This window comes from Streptomyces sp. 11-1-2 (genome assembly GCF_003595545.1).
Lineage (GTDB): Bacteria > Actinomycetota > Actinomycetes > Streptomycetales > Streptomycetaceae > Streptomyces > Streptomyces hygroscopicus_B.
Genome location: NZ_CP022545.1, coordinates 11,575,980 through 11,590,902, shown reverse-complemented (window position 1 = coordinate 11,590,902; position 14,923 = coordinate 11,575,980). Strand labels below are relative to the sequence as shown.

General features: G+C 69.1%; 12 protein-coding genes and 4 pseudogenes. 6 read left to right on the top strand and 10 right to left on the bottom strand.

Translation table 11 applies throughout. The features are described from left to right. Positions 1-44: 44 nt before the first annotated feature. Positions 45-1,490: pseudogene (locus tag CGL27_RS49345) on the top strand (NF041680 family putative transposase). An 11-nt stretch (positions 1,491-1,501) separates the two neighbouring features. Here the strand turns inward: CGL27_RS49345 and CGL27_RS52950 are convergent. The 3 genes and pseudogenes from CGL27_RS52950 to CGL27_RS53740 all read right to left on the bottom strand — a co-directional run. Beyond that, positions 1,502-1,669, bottom strand: a pseudogene (locus tag CGL27_RS52950) (ISL3 family transposase); the annotation flags it as partial. A 701-nt stretch (positions 1,670-2,370) separates the two neighbouring features. Next, entirely contained in the window at positions 2,371-3,387 is a 1,017-nt protein-coding gene (locus CGL27_RS49335) for an IS3 family transposase (RefSeq protein WP_346345717.1), read from the bottom strand. Then, a complete protein-coding gene (locus tag CGL27_RS53740; RefSeq protein WP_346345718.1) occupies positions 3,384-3,830 on the bottom strand; it encodes a hypothetical protein in 447 nt (148 codons plus the stop codon). The genes CGL27_RS49335 and CGL27_RS53740 overlap by 4 nt, the downstream gene beginning before the upstream one ends. A 184-nt stretch (positions 3,831-4,014) precedes the next feature. On the opposite strand from CGL27_RS53740, the gene CGL27_RS49330 reads away from it, so the two are divergent. Then, the gene (locus CGL27_RS49330; RefSeq protein ID WP_119994167.1) at positions 4,015-5,202 is read left to right on the top strand and encodes an IS701 family transposase; all 1,188 of its coding nucleotides are present in this window, start codon (positions 4,015-4,017) and stop codon (positions 5,200-5,202) included. Between the two features lie 407 nt (positions 5,203-5,609). Here CGL27_RS49330 and CGL27_RS49325 read toward each other — a convergent pair whose 3' ends face one another. Continuing rightward, positions 5,610-6,563 (bottom strand): DJ-1/PfpI family protein, encoded by a 954-nt coding sequence (locus CGL27_RS49325; protein WP_119994166.1) that lies wholly within the window; start codon positions 6,561-6,563, stop codon positions 5,610-5,612. Positions 6,564-6,651: 88 nt separating this feature from the next. Here CGL27_RS49325 and CGL27_RS49320 point away from each other — a divergent pair, with 88 nt between their 5' ends. Both CGL27_RS49320 and CGL27_RS49315 read left to right on the top strand, forming a co-directional pair. Then, the gene (locus CGL27_RS49320) at positions 6,652-7,374 is read left to right on the top strand and encodes a DJ-1/PfpI family protein (RefSeq protein ID WP_119994165.1); all 723 of its coding nucleotides are present in this window, start codon (positions 6,652-6,654) and stop codon (positions 7,372-7,374) included. A gap of 182 nt (positions 7,375-7,556) precedes the next feature. Beyond that, positions 7,557-7,760 carry an isochorismatase family protein gene (locus tag CGL27_RS49315; protein WP_119994164.1) on the top strand — a complete coding sequence of 68 codons (204 nt, stop codon included), beginning with the start codon at positions 7,557-7,559 and terminating at the stop codon, positions 7,758-7,760. Positions 7,761-7,948: 188 nt separating this feature from the next. Here the strand turns inward: CGL27_RS49315 and CGL27_RS49310 are convergent. From CGL27_RS49310 to CGL27_RS49300, 3 genes and pseudogenes are all read right to left on the bottom strand, one after another. Further along, positions 7,949-8,404: pseudogene (locus tag CGL27_RS49310) on the bottom strand (solute carrier family 23 protein); the annotation flags it as partial. Between the two features lie 289 nt (positions 8,405-8,693). Then, positions 8,694-9,770, bottom strand: a complete 1,077-nt coding sequence (locus CGL27_RS49305) for an IS630 family transposase (protein ID WP_162953282.1) — start codon at positions 9,768-9,770, stop codon at positions 8,694-8,696. A gap of 79 nt (positions 9,771-9,849) precedes the next feature. Beyond that, on the bottom strand, positions 9,850-10,722 hold the full coding sequence (locus CGL27_RS49300; protein ID WP_119994163.1) for a 2-dehydropantoate 2-reductase N-terminal domain-containing protein: 873 nt from the start codon (positions 10,720-10,722) through the stop codon (positions 9,850-9,852). A gap of 61 nt (positions 10,723-10,783) precedes the next feature. Between CGL27_RS49300 and CGL27_RS49295 the strand changes: the two genes are divergently transcribed. Continuing rightward, a complete protein-coding gene (locus tag CGL27_RS49295) occupies positions 10,784-11,413 on the top strand; it encodes a TetR/AcrR family transcriptional regulator (RefSeq protein WP_119994162.1) in 630 nt (209 codons plus the stop codon). Between the two features lie 22 nt (positions 11,414-11,435). Here the strand turns inward: CGL27_RS49295 and CGL27_RS52945 are convergent, their stop codons facing one another. Both CGL27_RS52945 and CGL27_RS52940 read right to left on the bottom strand, forming a co-directional pair. After that, on the bottom strand, positions 11,436-11,627 hold the full coding sequence (locus tag CGL27_RS52945) for a hypothetical protein (RefSeq protein ID WP_119994161.1): 192 nt from the start codon (positions 11,625-11,627) through the stop codon (positions 11,436-11,438). Then, on the bottom strand, positions 11,617-12,987 hold the full coding sequence (locus CGL27_RS52940) for a transposase (protein WP_240450922.1): 1,371 nt from the start codon (positions 12,985-12,987) through the stop codon (positions 11,617-11,619). The genes CGL27_RS52945 and CGL27_RS52940 overlap by 11 nt, the downstream gene beginning before the upstream one ends. Here CGL27_RS52940 and CGL27_RS52935 point away from each other — a divergent pair. Further along, positions 12,938-13,414, top strand: a complete 477-nt coding sequence (locus CGL27_RS52935) for a hypothetical protein (protein WP_240450921.1) — start codon at positions 12,938-12,940, stop codon at positions 13,412-13,414. The genes CGL27_RS52940 and CGL27_RS52935 overlap by 50 nt on opposite strands. 804 nt (positions 13,415-14,218) lie before the next feature. Here the strand turns inward: CGL27_RS52935 and CGL27_RS52930 are convergent. Then, positions 14,219-14,569: pseudogene (locus CGL27_RS52930) on the bottom strand (DUF4158 domain-containing protein); the annotation flags it as partial. Positions 14,570-14,923: the final 354 nt, after the last annotated feature.

Sequence of the window (14,923 nt, the reverse complement as noted above, 5' to 3'; positions counted from 1 at the left end):
CTTCGAGATGTCGAGTCACGAAGTACAAGAGAACGGCCGCTGCCATGAGTCTCCCGGTCCACGCGCCCGCGGGCGAGGCGTTCGACGTCTTGTCCCGCTTTCGGGTCGAGTTCTACGAGTGCCTTTACGCCCGCGCGGATGCGCTCTTCGAGCTCACGGACGCAGTGCTGTGTGCGGACGGGCCGGTGAAGACGCTGGTCGAGTTGTCGCTGGCGGTTGAGCACCGGCGCGGGCACGGGGCGATGTACGCGGCGTTGGACCGGGGCTGGCTGGAGCCGGCGCGGTTGCGGCGCGCGCTGGCGGGCCTGCCGCTGCCGAGGGCGGCCGACGGGCGGATCGTGCTGGCCGTGGACGTGAGCAACTGGCTCCGCCCAGATGCCCCGACCAGCGCGGACCGGCTGTTCTGCCACGTCTACGGACGCGGTGCCCGCAGCAGGGATCAGTTCGTGCCGGGCTGGCCGTATTCCTTCGTCGCCGCTCTGGAGACCGGCCGGACCTCCTGGGTCGCGTTGCTGGACGCCGTGCGCCTGGGGCCGGCGGACGACGCGACCGCCGTCACCGCTGCCCAACTACGCGATGTCGTCGACCGGTTGGTCCACACCCAGCAGTGGCGGGCGGGTGATCCGGAGATCTGGATCGTCATGGACTCCGGCTACGACGTCGCCTACCTCTCCCATGCTCTGGCGGACCTTCCCGTAGTCCTGGTCGGACGCCTGCGCTCGGACCGCGTTATGTTCCGTGACCCCGGCCCTGCCCGCTCTAGGCCGAAGGGTGGACGGCCGCGTCGGCACGGCGGCGTCCTGACCTTCGCCAAGCCCGACAGCTGGCACGAACCCGAGGTCACCACGGTCACGGACACCATCCGCTACGGCAAGGCCGAGGCGATGGCCTGGGACCGGATGCATCCCCGGCTCACCCACAGGGGCCCCTGGCTGAACCACGCGAAAGAGTAACTGCCCATCCTGCACGGCACATTGGTGCGGCTGCAGATCGAGCGCCTGCCGGGCGACCGCGACCCGAAACCGGTCTGGCTGTGGTGCTCGGCCACCGCCGCCACACCGGCGGACGTGGAGCGCTGGTGGCAGTCCTTCCTGCGCAGGTTCGATCTTGAGCACACCTTCCGGCTCATGAAACAGACCCTCGGCTGGACGGCCCCGAAGGTCCGCCACGCGGACACCGCCGACCTGTGGACCTGGCTCATCCTCGCCGCCCACACCCAGCTCCGCCTCGCGCGGCCCCTCGCCGAGGACCTCCGCCGCCCCTGGGAACGACCGGCCGAGCCCCGCCGACTCACCCCCGCCCGGGTGCGCCGGGGGTTTCGCAACGTCCGCGCGACCACGGCCCGCCCGGCGGCCGCACCAAAACCGTCCCGGCCGGGCCCGGGACGGCCTGCAGGCTCGAAGAACAAACACCGGGCCAGGCACCACGACGTCGGCAAGACGCTTAAACGCGCCGAGTCAATCAAGGAACACCAAGCCCGCCGAGGATAAACGCCAAGCTAATACCCGTGGACGCGGCCGGACGGCACCCCACAGTCCGGGCACGGCACCGGATCATCCGGTGTCCGGGCCCGCACCAAGATCCGCTCTCCTTCGTCGACCACTTCCTCGACAGTCAGGGGAGTCAAACCCGAAAACACCGTCCTCACAAAGGAGTTGTCATCGCGCACACGATGGCCAACGACCCCCACAACCCTCCGTCACCACCGAATGTAAGACAGAGCCGTTAACTCTACAGATCCGCCTCCTCTCAGCAAGCAAGGTCAGGTGTCACCTGTCCCTGCAGCAGTCCGCCGGTTGACGCCCATCGAGTACGAACTGACCATGTTCGAGGCGTCAGCAGTCACCGGTAGTTCGTTAGACACGGCGGTGGAGAGATGCCGTGTCCGGTGGTGACCGTGTCGATCAGGGTCTGGAGCTCGGCGGGTGGGTCCTTGTCCGTCCAGGCTCGCCACCAGCGGTTGAGGGTGGTGGCCGGGGTGAGCCGGGAGCGGACCGAGCGTAAGGCCCGGGGCCAACAGGGCAGTTGGGGCAGGTGGGGTTCGATTGGTCCCCCTCTCTGGTGGCCGGTCGTCGGGGCGTGGGTCCGACGCAGAAGGGTCCAAGGGGCCGGGTAAGGCGAACCACTGGTCCCAGCAGAGGGAGAAAGCGCAGTGCATGCACCAAGGCTTGGTGGTGCGGATGGCGGTATCGGAGCGTACTCGGAAGTCGGCGCAGCCCAGTTCGTCCTTGAACTGTTTGTAGCTCTGGGCGGATGGAGGCTGGTGGCGGTGTGCGGTACGTCAGGATGGGGCAGGTTGGTCGACAAGTGCCAGGTGGCGTTCGGCGGCAGCGTGGCCGGGTCGGTGCCTGTCAATTTCGGTGAGACACGTCAGGCTGCGGGTTCTTCCTGATGCTTCTCCTTGGCGGGTTGGTTGATCCAGGCCGCCTTCGGGAGGCGGGGTGGCGTCGGTCTTCGGCGGAACCGGTGCGGGTTGGTGGCGTAGGCGTCGGCCAGGACGTCGGCCCGCCGGGCTCGGATCGTGACTGCGGTGCCGTCGTGGACGGATGCGGGGGTGTGCAGTCCGATGCCGGAGTGCCGGTGGACGGTGTTGTAGTAGGTGAAAAACCGCTGGCAGAAGGCGCGGGCGTCGGCCAGTGAGCCGAACCGGTCGGGGAAGACCGGGCAGTACTTCAGGGTCTTGAAGTTTGCTTCCGAGTACGGATTGTCATTGGACACGCGTGGCCGTGAGTGCGAGCGGACGATGTTCAGATCGACGAGCAGCTGGGCGACTGGCTTGGAGGTCATCGAGGTGCCCCGGTCGGCGTGGACCACGTCCGGGACGACCCCGCCGTTGGCGCGGAAGGCGTCTTCGATGAACTCCTTGGCCAGTGCGGCCGATTCGCGCGGCACGACGAGCCAGTGGACCGCTTTGCGGGAGTAGATGTCGAGCATCACGAACAGGTCGTAGTACATCCCGCGGTCGGGGCCCTTGAGCTTGGTGGCGTCCCAGGTCCACACCTGGCTCGGGCCGGTGGCCACCAGCTCGGGCTTGGTCCTGGGCGGGTGGGCGGCCTGCGCGCGGCGCTCGCGGACCTCACCGTGCTCACGCAGCAGCCGGTACATCGTGGACACCGAGCACAGGTAGGTGCCCTCGTCCAGCAGGGTGGCCCAGATCTGCGCGGGGGACTTGTCCACGAACCGCTGCGAGCGCAGCACGCTCAGTACCCGTGCCTGTTCCAGCTCGGACAGGGCCGCCGGGTGCGTTGCCGGCGGCCGGCGCGGCCCGGCCACGCGGGGCTTGGGGTGGCGCTGCCGGTAGACGGTGGCCCGCGAGCGGCCGGTCAGCTCGCAGGCCGGCTTGATCCCGACGACCGACTCCAGGGCGGCGAACGCCTCGGTGATCACTTCCTCCGCTTGGGCTCGGAGTCCTCGCTCTCGGAGAGCAGTTCCAAGAGCTCGTGTGCTTTTCCCAGGATGGCCAGCGCCTTCTGGGACTTGGCCAGCTCTGCGGCCAGCTTCTCGTTCTCCCCCCGCAGCCGCTCGGCTTCCTTCTCGGCCGCGCTCTTGCCCGTCGGTCCGGACGGCCTGGCGGCCAGCGCATCCAGTGCGCCCGCGTCCCGGGCGGTCCTCCAGTCGATGATGTGCGAGTGGTACAACCCCTCACGGCGCAGAAGCGCGCCCTTCGCGCCCGGCTCGGTCAGCCGCTCGTACTCCTCCACGATCCGCAGCTTGTACTCCGCGGTGAAGGTCCGCCGCTTCGGCCCGCCCGCGCGGGGACCGCGCTTCTTCTTGCCCACGACCTCATCATCGGCCACACCGGCCAGGAGATCGGCATTGCTCAGCGTCACGCTCGAAAGATCCTGTTCTCGCCCTACTAACAACAGAAGACTCGATTGTCCTCATGTCTCACGAGAGTCTGACAGGGAGTGGATCGGGGAAATGGCCGGGCTGTGATACGGACAGCCTCCCAACGTGATCGACGAACATGCGGACGCGGCCTGGGAACGAGAACTCGACGACCTCTTCCTCTGCATCGGCCACCGGTTTGGCCGTGCCGACCTGCGGCGCCGGATGCGGGACTATGTGCGGGGCCTGCTCGCCCCTGTCGGCCGCAAGAACGGCTGGCAACTGGCCGAGTTCGCCGGGCATCGCACCCCCGATGGCCTCCAGCGGTTGCTGAATGGAGCAACCTGGAACGCCGCCGACGTCCGCGACGACCTGCAGTCATATGTCGCCAGGCACCTCGGCGATGACGGCGGGGTGCTCGTCATCGATGACACCGGCTTCATCAAGAAGGGCACCACCTCGGCCGGAGTGCAGCGCCAATACTCCGGCACCGCCGGCCGCACCGAGAACTGCCAGATCGGTGTCTTCGCCGCCTACGCCACCAGCACCGGACGGGCGTTGGTGGACCGGGAGCTGTACTTGCCCAGGTCGTGGACGGACGACCGCGAGCGCTGCCGGGCGGCGAAAGTCCCCGACGAACGCGGCTTCGCCACCAAGGGAGAGCTGGCCAAGCGCCTCGTACTGCGTGCCCTGGCCTCCGATCTCCCCCTCGCCTGGGTGGCCGCGGACGCCGCCTACGGGCAAGAGGGACGCTTCCGCCGTCTGCTGGAGCAGTCCGGTCTCGGCTATGTGCTCGCAGTGCCCAAGTCCCAGCAGGTCTTCGGCCCGCGCATCGACCACCTCTTCGCTCAGGCCCCCGTGGAGGCATGGGAGCCGATCTCGTGCGGCGACGGGGCCAAGGGGCCGCGGCTCTACCACTGGGCGGCACTGGAATTGCCCACGGTGGCCGAGTTCGACTACCAGGGCGAGGTTCCCGTCCGTCGGCGGTGGGCACTGGCCCGCCGCAATCCCAGCAAGCCCGAGGAGATCGCGTATTTCCTCGCCTACGCCCCACGGGAGGCCGCGGTGGCCGACCTGGTGCGGATCGCCGGGATGCGCCGGCAGATCGAGGAGTGCTTCCAGGCCGCGAAGAACGAGTGCGGCCTGGACCAGTACGAGGTCCGCCGTTACATCGGCTGGTACCGGCACATCACCCTGGCCATGCTTGCCCATGCCTACCTCGCGGTCATGGCGGCCGACGCGGGAGCAAAGGGGGGTGCAGAAACGCTTCCGGCCCCCTGGCTCCGCTCACCGTGGCAGAAGTCCGGCGGCTCCTGGCGCCTCGCCTCACCGGCAACCGCCGACCCGACCGGTCGCTTCGCGCGCACATGCTGAACTGGTCACGCTGGCGCCGCAGGCGCCAGCTCGTCGCCCGCCACTGCCACTACCGGCGACGACTCCACTCGTTGGAGGGGCACTCCGGCAAGACCGCCCCTGACACACCACCAGCCCACTACACTCCGGACGACACCCCTGACCAGGCCAGATAGCGAAACGCTGCTGCAGTACTAGAAGTGCTATGCCTGCGGGGTGCTCGAGGTGTCGTTTCGCCAATCGTCGACCGAGGCTGGCTTTGACAGTGGTTGATGGCCCCACTTGTCAGCTTGGGTTCTAGAGGTGGTTGCAACACCTGACCCTGCGGGGTGTTGCGATGGCCAAGCTGACAGACGGGGCCAGTGCACGCTGTCGAAGCCAGCCGGCCGCTCATCCGTCTGCTGACTCATGGCCTTGCGCAGCAGGCTTCAGCCGTGCCGGGCCGCCCGCCGGTACGCCGACGGCGTGGTTGCGAACAGATCGGCGAAGGCCTGCCGCAGCGTCTCGGTCGTTCGCAGCCCGCACTGGCGGGCGATGGTGGTGAGAGGCAGGCCGGTGGCCGCCAGCTGATGGGCGGCGGCTTCGGCGCGCACGGCGCGCACGTGCCGGGCGGGCGTGGTGCCAAGCTCCGCGGCGAACAGCCGGGTGAGATGGCGCGGGCTCACCCCGGCGATTCGCGCCAGGGTGGCAGCGTCGAGGTCGGCGTCCAGGTGGGCGGTGATGTGTTCGCAGACCTCTCGAATCAGCCGGTGCTCGGGCGGCGGCGCCGCCAGGTGCATGCTCACCTGCGCCTGGTTGCCTGGCCGCTGCAGGTACGCGACCAGCGACCGGGCCACCTGGCGGGCCAGCGCCGAGCCGTGGTCCTGCTCCACCAGGGCGAGCGAGAGGTCAATCGCGCTGGTGACGCCCGCCGAAGTATGGACGTTGCCATCAGAGACGAACAGTGACGCGGGGTCCACGGTGACGGCCGGGTACTGGGCGGCCAGTTCCGCCGCCCACATCCAGTGCGTGGTCGCCCGACGCCGGTCCAGCAGGCCGGCCGCGGCCAGCAGGGTGGCGCCTGTGCACACCGAGACCACCCGACGGCTGAGCCCGGCCAGGCGGCGCAGGTGGACGAGCAGCCGGGCGTCCTCGGCAGCGGCCTCGTGCCCCGGCCCGCCCGCCACCACCACGCTGTCCAATCGGCCGCCGACCCGCTCCAGGGCGCCGGCGGCGAGTGTCAGGCCGCAGCTCGTCCGCACCGGCAGGCCACCGAGCGAGACCAGCTCGACCCGGTATCCAGGTTCCGCGCCACAGCGCGTGGCCGCGTCGAACACGCCTGCCGGGCAGGAGATGTCGAGCAGCTCGGTATCCGGGTACCCGATCACGACCACGCGGCGCATCAGCGACTCCTGGTGTCCGAAAGACAGGGATCACAGGATTCCAGACACGGTCCGCCCGACGGCCGCTCACCCCGACAAAGCTGGAGGCATGACAGCGACCAGGACCATCGCGTTCGTGCTCTACCCCGGCCTGACCGCCCTCGACTTCGTCGGGCCGCTCCAGGTCATCAGCGCCTTGCAGGAATTCGGACTCGGCTTCGAGGCCGTCACGGTGGCAGCGGCCCGGGAGCCGCTGCCGACGGACAGCCCGATGTCCGTGACCGCCTCCCACACCTTCGAGCAGGTGCCCGCCCCGTACGGCCTGATCGTCCCGGGCGGCGGTGCCCCGACCTTCGCCGCCCTCGCGGACGAACAGCTGACCGGCTACGTCCGGCAGGCGGCCCGCAGCGCCAAGGTGGTGGCTTCGGTCTGCACCGGCTCGCTGATCCTCGGGTCCGCCGGTCTGCTCGAGGGCCGCGAGGCGGTCACCCACTGGGCTGCCATGCCGATGCTCCGCGCCTTCGGCGCGACACCCGTGTCCCGGCGCTGGGTCGCGGACGGGCACGTGCTTACGGCCGCCGGAGTGGCGGCGGGCATCGACATGGCCCTGCACTTGGCCGCCGAACTGGTGGGCGAGGATGCCGCCCGGATGATTCAGGCCGCCATCGAGTACGACCCGCAGCCGCCGCTCGGCCCGATCGACTGGGATCGCGTGGACCGCGCGTCCATGGAGTCCTCGATCAAGTCGATGGCCGAGAATGGCCTGGCAGACCAGCCAGAGCTACTCGCCCGCCTCACTACGGCCGGCGGGGCCCAGAGCGTGTCCCCTTGACGGCCCGGCGTCCCATTGCCGACACGAGCCGCACCGTAGTGATGATCGAGGCTCGGGCCGTGCGGCGGCGGCAACGCCGACCTGGTCGGCCAGCGGCTGCTGGAGCCGGGTGTGCGGATCGCCGCGCCGGGCACACCGGGCAGCGAACTCCCCCCCCCGAGATCGTCCCCGCAAGTGCCGAGGTGGGCCTGACGCCGCCCGGGCTCGACCCGGATGTACTGCTGGCCGGATGGCCGCAGCGGCTTGGCCCCGACGACTGGGCGATGTTCAAGCCGCGCTGGGGCGCCTTCTCCCGCACCTGCTTGGAGGAACTGCTCACCGAACTCGGCGCCCACACGCTGGTGTTCGCCGGCTGCAACTTGCCCAACACCCCAGCAGCAGTGTGACGTCCCTGCAGGCCGTCCCTGAAGCCTCAGGTGTACCTGCGGGAGCGTTCCAGCCGCGCCGCAGTCAGCTCGGCGAAGCGCCCCAGTACCAGGTCCCGGTGGAGAGCCGGGACCGCCAGACGGCGAGGGGCTCCGGGAGCGCGGATGCGCGCCCCCGGAGCCCGTGGGGAAGTGCCGGGGTGGCGGGGTCAGGACGTGGCGGCGGGTTCGGCGGGTGCTGCTTCGGCGGGGGCGGTCTTCGCCTTGTTGAGGCCGGGGGTGTGGTTGAACAGGAGGTTGAGCAGGAAGGCGGCGATGGTGGCGCTGGTGATGGCGCTGCCGCCGATGATCTGCACCCAGGTGGGGAAGGTGTGGTAGATCGTCGGGGCGACGACGGGGAGCATGCCGATCCCGATGGAGACGGCGACGATGAGCAGGTTGTTGGTGCCGTCGAACTCGACCTTGCGCAGGGTGTTGATGCCGACCGCGGTGACGGTGGCGAACACAACCAGGCCGGCGCCGCCGACGACCGGTCCGGGCAGGGAGGCGACGACGTCGCCGAGCTTGGGGATGAGGCCGAGCAGGACGAGGATGCCGCCGGCGACGGCGGCGACGTAGCGGCTGCGGACCCTGGTCATGCCGACCAGGCCGACGTTCTGCGCGAAGACGGTGACGATCACAGACACCTCCCGCCAATGGATACCCCCAGCAGCCACAGCCGTGCCCTGAACCACACACCGCGACGCGAGGGTGGGGCCAAAACACACTGCCGCGGCTTGGCCATCGCAACACCCCGCAGGGTCAGGTGTTGCAACCACCTCTAGAACCCAAGCTGACAGACGGGGCCAGTTCACGCTGTCGAAGCCACGAGGCGGAGGGTGCCGAAGGTCCGGAGGGAGATCCCGGCTGCGCACTCAGCTGCGATGCGGCCGAGGAGCCACTGCCGCCGATGGCCTAGTGTCCTGCGCCGGAGATCCGTCGGCAGAATTGGGCGAGGGATTCGAGGATCTCCTCGGCGGTCTTGGTCCAGATGAACGGCTTGGGGTCTGCGTTCCAGTCCTTGACCCAGGTGCGGATGTCGGCTTCAAGGGTCTGGACGTTCTTGTGTGCGCCGCGGCGGATCTTCTGGTCGGCCAGGAAGCCGAACCACCGCTCGACCTGGTTGATCCAGGAGGAGCCCGTCGGGGTGAAGTGCATGTGGAAGCGGGGGTGTTTGGCCAGCCACGTCCTGATCGCTGGGGTCTTGTGGGTGCCGTAGTTGTCACAGATCAGATGGACCTGGAGATGCGCGGGCACCTCCTTGTCGATCCTGATCAGGAACTTCTTGAATTCCGCTGCCCGGTGCCGACGGTGCAGAGCACTGATGACCTCGCCGGTGGCGACGTCGAACGCGGCGAACAAGGTGGTCAGGCCGTTGCGCACGTAATCATGGGTCCGGCGCTCGGGCATGCCCGGCATTATCGGCAGCACCGGCTGGGACCGGTCCAGAGCCTGGATCTGCGATTTCTCATCCACCGACAGCACCACGGCGCCCTCGGGCGGGTTGAAGTACAGGCCGACGACGTCGTAGACCTTCTCCACGAACAACGGGTCCGTCGACAGCTTGAAGGTGTCTGTCTGGTGCGGCTTGAGCTGGAACTTCCGCCAGATCCGGCCAACGGTCGACTTCGACAGGCCACTGTGCTCGGCCATCGACCTACGGGACCAGTGGGTGGCGTTCTTCGGGATCTCCTCCAGCGTGGTGACCACGACCGCCTCCACCTGATCGATGCTGATGGTGGGCGGCCGGCCCGGCCGCGGCTCGTCGGCCAGGCCATCCAGCCGCTCAGCGAGGAACCGGCGCCGCCACTTGCGGACCGTGTCCGCACTCACCCGCAGATCCCGAGCAACCGCCACAATCGGCGGCACCTCCGGCCCCGCACACGCCAGCACAATCCGCGCGCGCAGGGCCAGAGCCTGGGCCGATGTCGCCCGACGCGTCCACCGCTCCAACACCGCCCGCTCCTCATCACAGAGCAGCAACGGCTCCAGCTTCGGGCCCCGACGAGGAACTGATGCACCAGCAGCAGAAGTCACACCACTACTAACGATCAACTACCGGCGCAGGACACTAGCGGACCTTCGCATGGGCACGCATCTGTTCTGCCAGCCGCCCTAGTTCGGCCGCCGTCGCAGGGGAGACGTCGCTGAGCCCGCTGTGTACGGCCGTTGGGCTGCGCAGGAAGCGCCGCAGCAGGGCCACGAGCAGCCCTTCCGGCAGGGTCTGCAGTGCGGCGAACGCTCGGGGGACCGGCGGGGTCGGCAGGGCGGCGAGGTTCTGCCGCATGAGGTGGAGCATGCCGCGGACCGCGTCGGGATCGTCGGCCAGCGCTACCGGGCCGCCCGCCGCGTACACCGCCTGCCCGAGGGGTACCTCGAACGCGGCGTGTGTCTTGAGCCAGGCATCCATCCGCGGCTCGGCCTTGGCTTTGATCCCGGCGGTGCGGAACTCCCGGACGATCCGTTCCAGGCGCGGGGTGGTTCGGCCGTCGGGTTCGCCGATTGGCATTGGGACCCGGCTGGTCATGAAGTTGGTCGCGCGGTAGCGGACTACGTCGCCGTCCATCGTGCCGCCCAGTGCCGGGAAGCCGAGCAGTACTCGCTCGTGGCCGATCGCCGCGCCCAGCGGCTCCGCGCCGCCCGCCCAGTTGTGCAGGAACAGCACGTCGCCTTCGAGGCCGGCGAGTGACTCCAGCACCGCGTCAACTTGATGGGTGCGGACGAGGACGGCGGTCAGGCCGTACCCACCGGCCGGGTGCTCGACCACCGGTACGGGTACCCGCCTGACGGCAGGGCTGTCTTCCTCGGCGAGCTGCACGCCGTGCCGGCGCAGGGAGGCCAGACGCTCGCCCCGGGCGAGGAGCGAGACGTCGAGCCCGGCCTCATGCAAGCGGGCGGCGAACAGGCTGCCGCAGACCCCGGCGCCGTAGACGAGCAGTTTCATGACAACCTCTCCCACATGAGTTAAACGTTCGTTTCAATCGAACGTCTGTATAGTACGGCACATGGCGCTACCCGATACCCGGACCAAGATCCTCGACGCGGCCGAACGCCTCTTCGCCGAGCACGGCTACCGCGGCACCTCGGTCCGCGCGATCACCGACCTTGCCGGAGCGAACCTGGCCGCCGTCGGCTATCACTTCGGCTCGAAGGCGGAACTCCTGGCCGCGGTTGCCCGCCGCGTGACCGAGCCCATCACCGTCGCCCAGAGCGCCGGGCTCGACAAACTGCTCGCCCGGACTCCGGACCCGCCGGTCGCCGAACTGGTGGAAGCATTCGCAGGGCCGCTCTTCGACGGGATGCCCGCTGGCGATGAGAGCGGAGCCCGGACGTCCCGGCTGATCGTGACGATCCTCAGCGACCCGGCCGAGGAGGCGCGCAGCTGGACCGGCCCGGACGAGGACACGGTCGGCGAGCGCTACCTGGCGGCTTTCGCGCGCGCACTGCCCGGCCTTGCCCCACAGGAGCTGTTGTTCCGGATGCGGGGGATCCTCGCCGTGACGGCCGTGGACCGCGTCGAGGTCTACAACCCGCCCTCCCCTGCCTGCCCGACGGCGACGGAAGGCGAGGAGGCCCGGCACTGGGCGATCACGTTCCTGACGGCAGCAATGAGCGCGCCACCGACCCGGGCCTGACGATAAGCCTGGGGCGGCTCACTCACCGCCCTCGTCGCCGTCCTCGGACACGTTCGGGTCGCGCAGCGGCGGGGCCCGGCTCGACGCCCTTGGATACCTCGTTGATCGCGTGCAGGGCGAACGCGAGGACAAGCGCCGCGGCCGGAGAGCCGTCCTTGACGAAGGCGCCGGTGTCGGCGGCGCTGATCCAGCGTCCGCACTGTTCAGCAGGCATGGCGGGACTCCGTTGCTGGTTGGCCGGCGGCGCTGGCCGGTGTCCGGGGATGGGGCACGGTGGGCAGGGCGAAATCGAGCCGCTTGTCCATCTCCAGCCGGAACGTGCCGTACGGGTTGATGTTCGACCAGAAGAGCGCGGTCAGCCCGCGCCGGTCCTCGTCCGAGAGCTTCTTCGCCCACACCGGTTCGGCAAGAACGCGCTGAAGCAGCAGGGTGTTGATGTGGACCAAGCTGGACTGGAGAAGGTGGAGCGCGAGCATCGAGGTCTCGGCGTGCTCCTTGTCCGGGCCGGTCAGCGCGCCGTCCTTGCCATAGTGCAGCACGGTGTTCGCCGAGTTCCAGTTCTCCATGACCTGGAGGCCGCCGTGGATCTCGCGGCGCAGGTCCGGGCTGGCGAGGTAGTCGCAGGCGAAGATGGTGCGTACCGCGCGGCCGAGTTCTTCGAGCGCGGCGTAGGTGGGATGTTTGGGGCCGCCGCGGGTGAAGCGGCGCAGGACCTGCTCGGCCTCCGCCGTCCCCAGCCGCAGGGCGGTGGCGTACTTGACCATCTGGTCGTACTGCTGGGCGATCAGGTCCCACTTGATGGCCCGGGTCGTCAGTGAGCCGCCGAGCGCTGGCCAGCCGGGCGGGGTGTCGGCCGGGCGGTACAGGCGGATGCTGCCGATGTTCTTCAGCCGGGGCAACAGCCTGAAGTTGAGCAGCTCGGTGAAGGCGAACCCGACGACGGACGCGCCGTGCGTGTCGACGTAGTTCGACTCGATCTCGGTGTCCGTGCAGTGCCGCAAAAGTCCCTCGATCATCGCCGCGACCTCGGACGACGAACAGCTCTTGAGCTGGGAGTAGATGCAGACGTTCTTCCGCTCCACATGCCAATAAATCATCACGCCGTTGCCACCGTAGCGGGCGTGGTACTCGGTCATGAAGTTCGAGGACCAGGACCCGAACTTCTTCGAGTCCGACGCGCACGAGGTGCCGGCGCCCCACCATGCGGTGTCCCGAGCGGCGAAGGTGGCGTTCACCAGCTTGCGCACGGCGGCCCGCAGGTTGTCGACGGTGATGAAGGGCCGGCGCACGTGCCGCAGGGCGGCTTCGGTCTCGCCGTGCTCGCCGGTCGCCACGATGGCCCGGATGCCCATGTTCGTCCCCAGCGCGAACAGGGCCAAGAGGAGGCGTCGTTGTAGGACGGTGCGGTCGATGCGCTCGTACGCGGCGATGGAGGCGAACTCGTCGGTGAAGCCGATGTCGAAGTCGGCGTTCTTGAGCACGTCCAGGAGGTCGAGCACACCCCACCGTCGTACGACCTCGTCCTTGAGCGCCGTCAGGCCGGTGGGCTCGTCCAGCTTCTCCAGCTTCGGCACGGAGATCCACGGCTCGCCGTGCCGGGTGGTCACCTTCACCCCCGCCCGAGGAGCCGTCCGCCAGCGCGGCCGTGAGCCGGTCCAGGCCGTTCGTCATCCGCTGCTTCAGATCCGCGATGAACTCCGCCGCGTCCAGCGGCTGCCGGATTGCCGCGTAATGTACGGTGCGGGTGGCCTCGAAGTCGCCGGGCAGGTCGTCCTCCGGGTCGCCCCACTGCCTCCCGCCCTCGACGTAGATCTCCCGGCGGCGGATCGCGTCCCGCAGCGCCACCAGGACACACAGCTCGTACGGGATGCGCTCGACCCTGCCCTTGTCGTCGACGACGGCCTCGCGCCAGTCCTTTCGTACGACGCCGTCCATCGGCACCGCGTCCTCGGCGTCGTAGAAGCGCGTCTTGCCGTCGACCTCGGCGTACTTCTCCAGTAGCGCGAGAGCGTCCATCACCGGCCGGTAGGCAGTGTTGTTGCAGCGGAAGCCCAGCGTCCGCAGCAGCGGCGGCAGCATCTGCCGGTAGTACGAGCTGTACGAGGAGCGCAGCGTGGTGCGGACCTTGGCCTTGAAGACCTTCTGGTTCGCCTTCGCCTCGGCGACCAGGTCGCGCAGCGTCTTCTCACCCACCACCGGGTAGAGGGCCGTGCGTACGGTCTCGTCGGGCTGGCCGATCGCCGCGTCCGCCAGCTTGAAGAGGATGCCCTCCTTGCCGCGGACCTTCTTCAGCTCGGCGGTGAGCTGCCTCTCGACCCGCCGCTCGGCGCGGGCGTTGATCTTCTGCACCAGGGCGATCAGCAGGTCCCCCAGGGCGTCGGTGATCTCCGTCTGCCGCGAGGAGCACAGCACCGCGAGCAGTGTGATCCGTACGTCCTCGGCGGTGTCGCGGAAGTCCGAGGGGTACATCTTGATCGCCCGCGCCCGCCACGCGGCCAGCAGTTTCTCCGAGCGGTCCACGAACAGCCCGTCGGGCAGGACGAGTTTCCGCACGTCGTTCAGCTTGGTGATCTCCGTCAGCAGCGACTCCAGCCCGACCGCGCCCGGGTCCCGTTTGAGCAGCGCCAGCAGCGCGGCGCCGTCCTCGTTGCCCTCCGCGACCAGCGACAGCAGCCGGGACATCCCGAACTCGCCCAGGCGCTCGATCGCCCGCGCACAGAACGCGGCCTCCCACCGGTTACGGGCCGCGACCAGTACCTTCTCGATCCGGGTCCGCCCCGGCGGCTCGATGCTCCGCGCCCGGTACTCGACCAGCAGGGCCTCCCGCTGCCGGTCCTCCACGAGCTCGACCGGACAGACCTCCTTGGCCAGCCACACAGTGAGCTGCTCTTCGTCCTCCAGCGTCGCCGGCCGGAACCCCAGAGCCTCCCGTACCTGCGCGCGGTGGTACTCGGCGGTCCGCCCCGTCAGGGAGTACTTCGCGAAGTCGGCGGCCGGGACCTTCACCAGCCCGGCCACGTACTCCACCGCGACCTGCGGGACCTCTTCCAGCAGATCCGGGAACCGGCCCTCCAGCTCGAAGAACTTCAGCAGCAGACTGAAGCCGAGCCGCGTCGCCCCGGTCTTGTTGGCCACCAACTTCCAGTCGCCGTCCACCAGCGTCCAGCTCGCCAACAGTTCTTCCGGCGACCACTCCTGACGCACGCCCGCCCCTCCCCATACCAAGCTCGATCGAGTCACTCGATCGGCCCAACGAGGGCTCCGGGACCGGGGAAACGGGCTGTCTGACGACGCGAAAACTACCCGCCGGTTACCTTGCGGCCGGTGTCTGAGCTAGGACACCAGGGCCGTAAGAGCTTGCACGGAGAGGGCCCCGGCCAAGGGCCGGAAGATCCACCGGCTCGCCAGCTGCGACCACGTCCGCAGCCCGGTCCGGGCCCAGCTCGGCGTGGGTGAGAAGACCACCACCGAGATCACTTGCTTGCAGCCGCTGCTGGAGGGCCCTCACTG

Excerpts from the sequence above, each read along its gene's own strand:
- CGL27_RS49325 (WP_119994166.1), bottom strand. The coding sequence starts at position 6,563 with ATGCGCCGCGTGGTCGTGATCGGGTACCCGGATACCGAGCTGCTCGAC.
- CGL27_RS49320 (WP_119994165.1), top strand. The coding sequence starts at position 6,652 with ATGACAGCGACCAGGACCATCGCGTTCGTGCTCTACCCCGGCCTGACC.
- CGL27_RS49300 (WP_119994163.1), bottom strand. The coding sequence starts at position 10,722 with ATGAAACTGCTCGTCTACGGCGCCGGGGTCTGCGGCAGCCTGTTCGCC.
- CGL27_RS49295 (WP_119994162.1), top strand. The coding sequence starts at position 10,784 with ATGGCGCTACCCGATACCCGGACCAAGATCCTCGACGCGGCCGAACGC.
- CGL27_RS52945 (WP_119994161.1), bottom strand. The coding sequence starts at position 11,627 with ATGCCTGCTGAACAGTGCGGACGCTGGATCAGCGCCGCCGACACCGGC.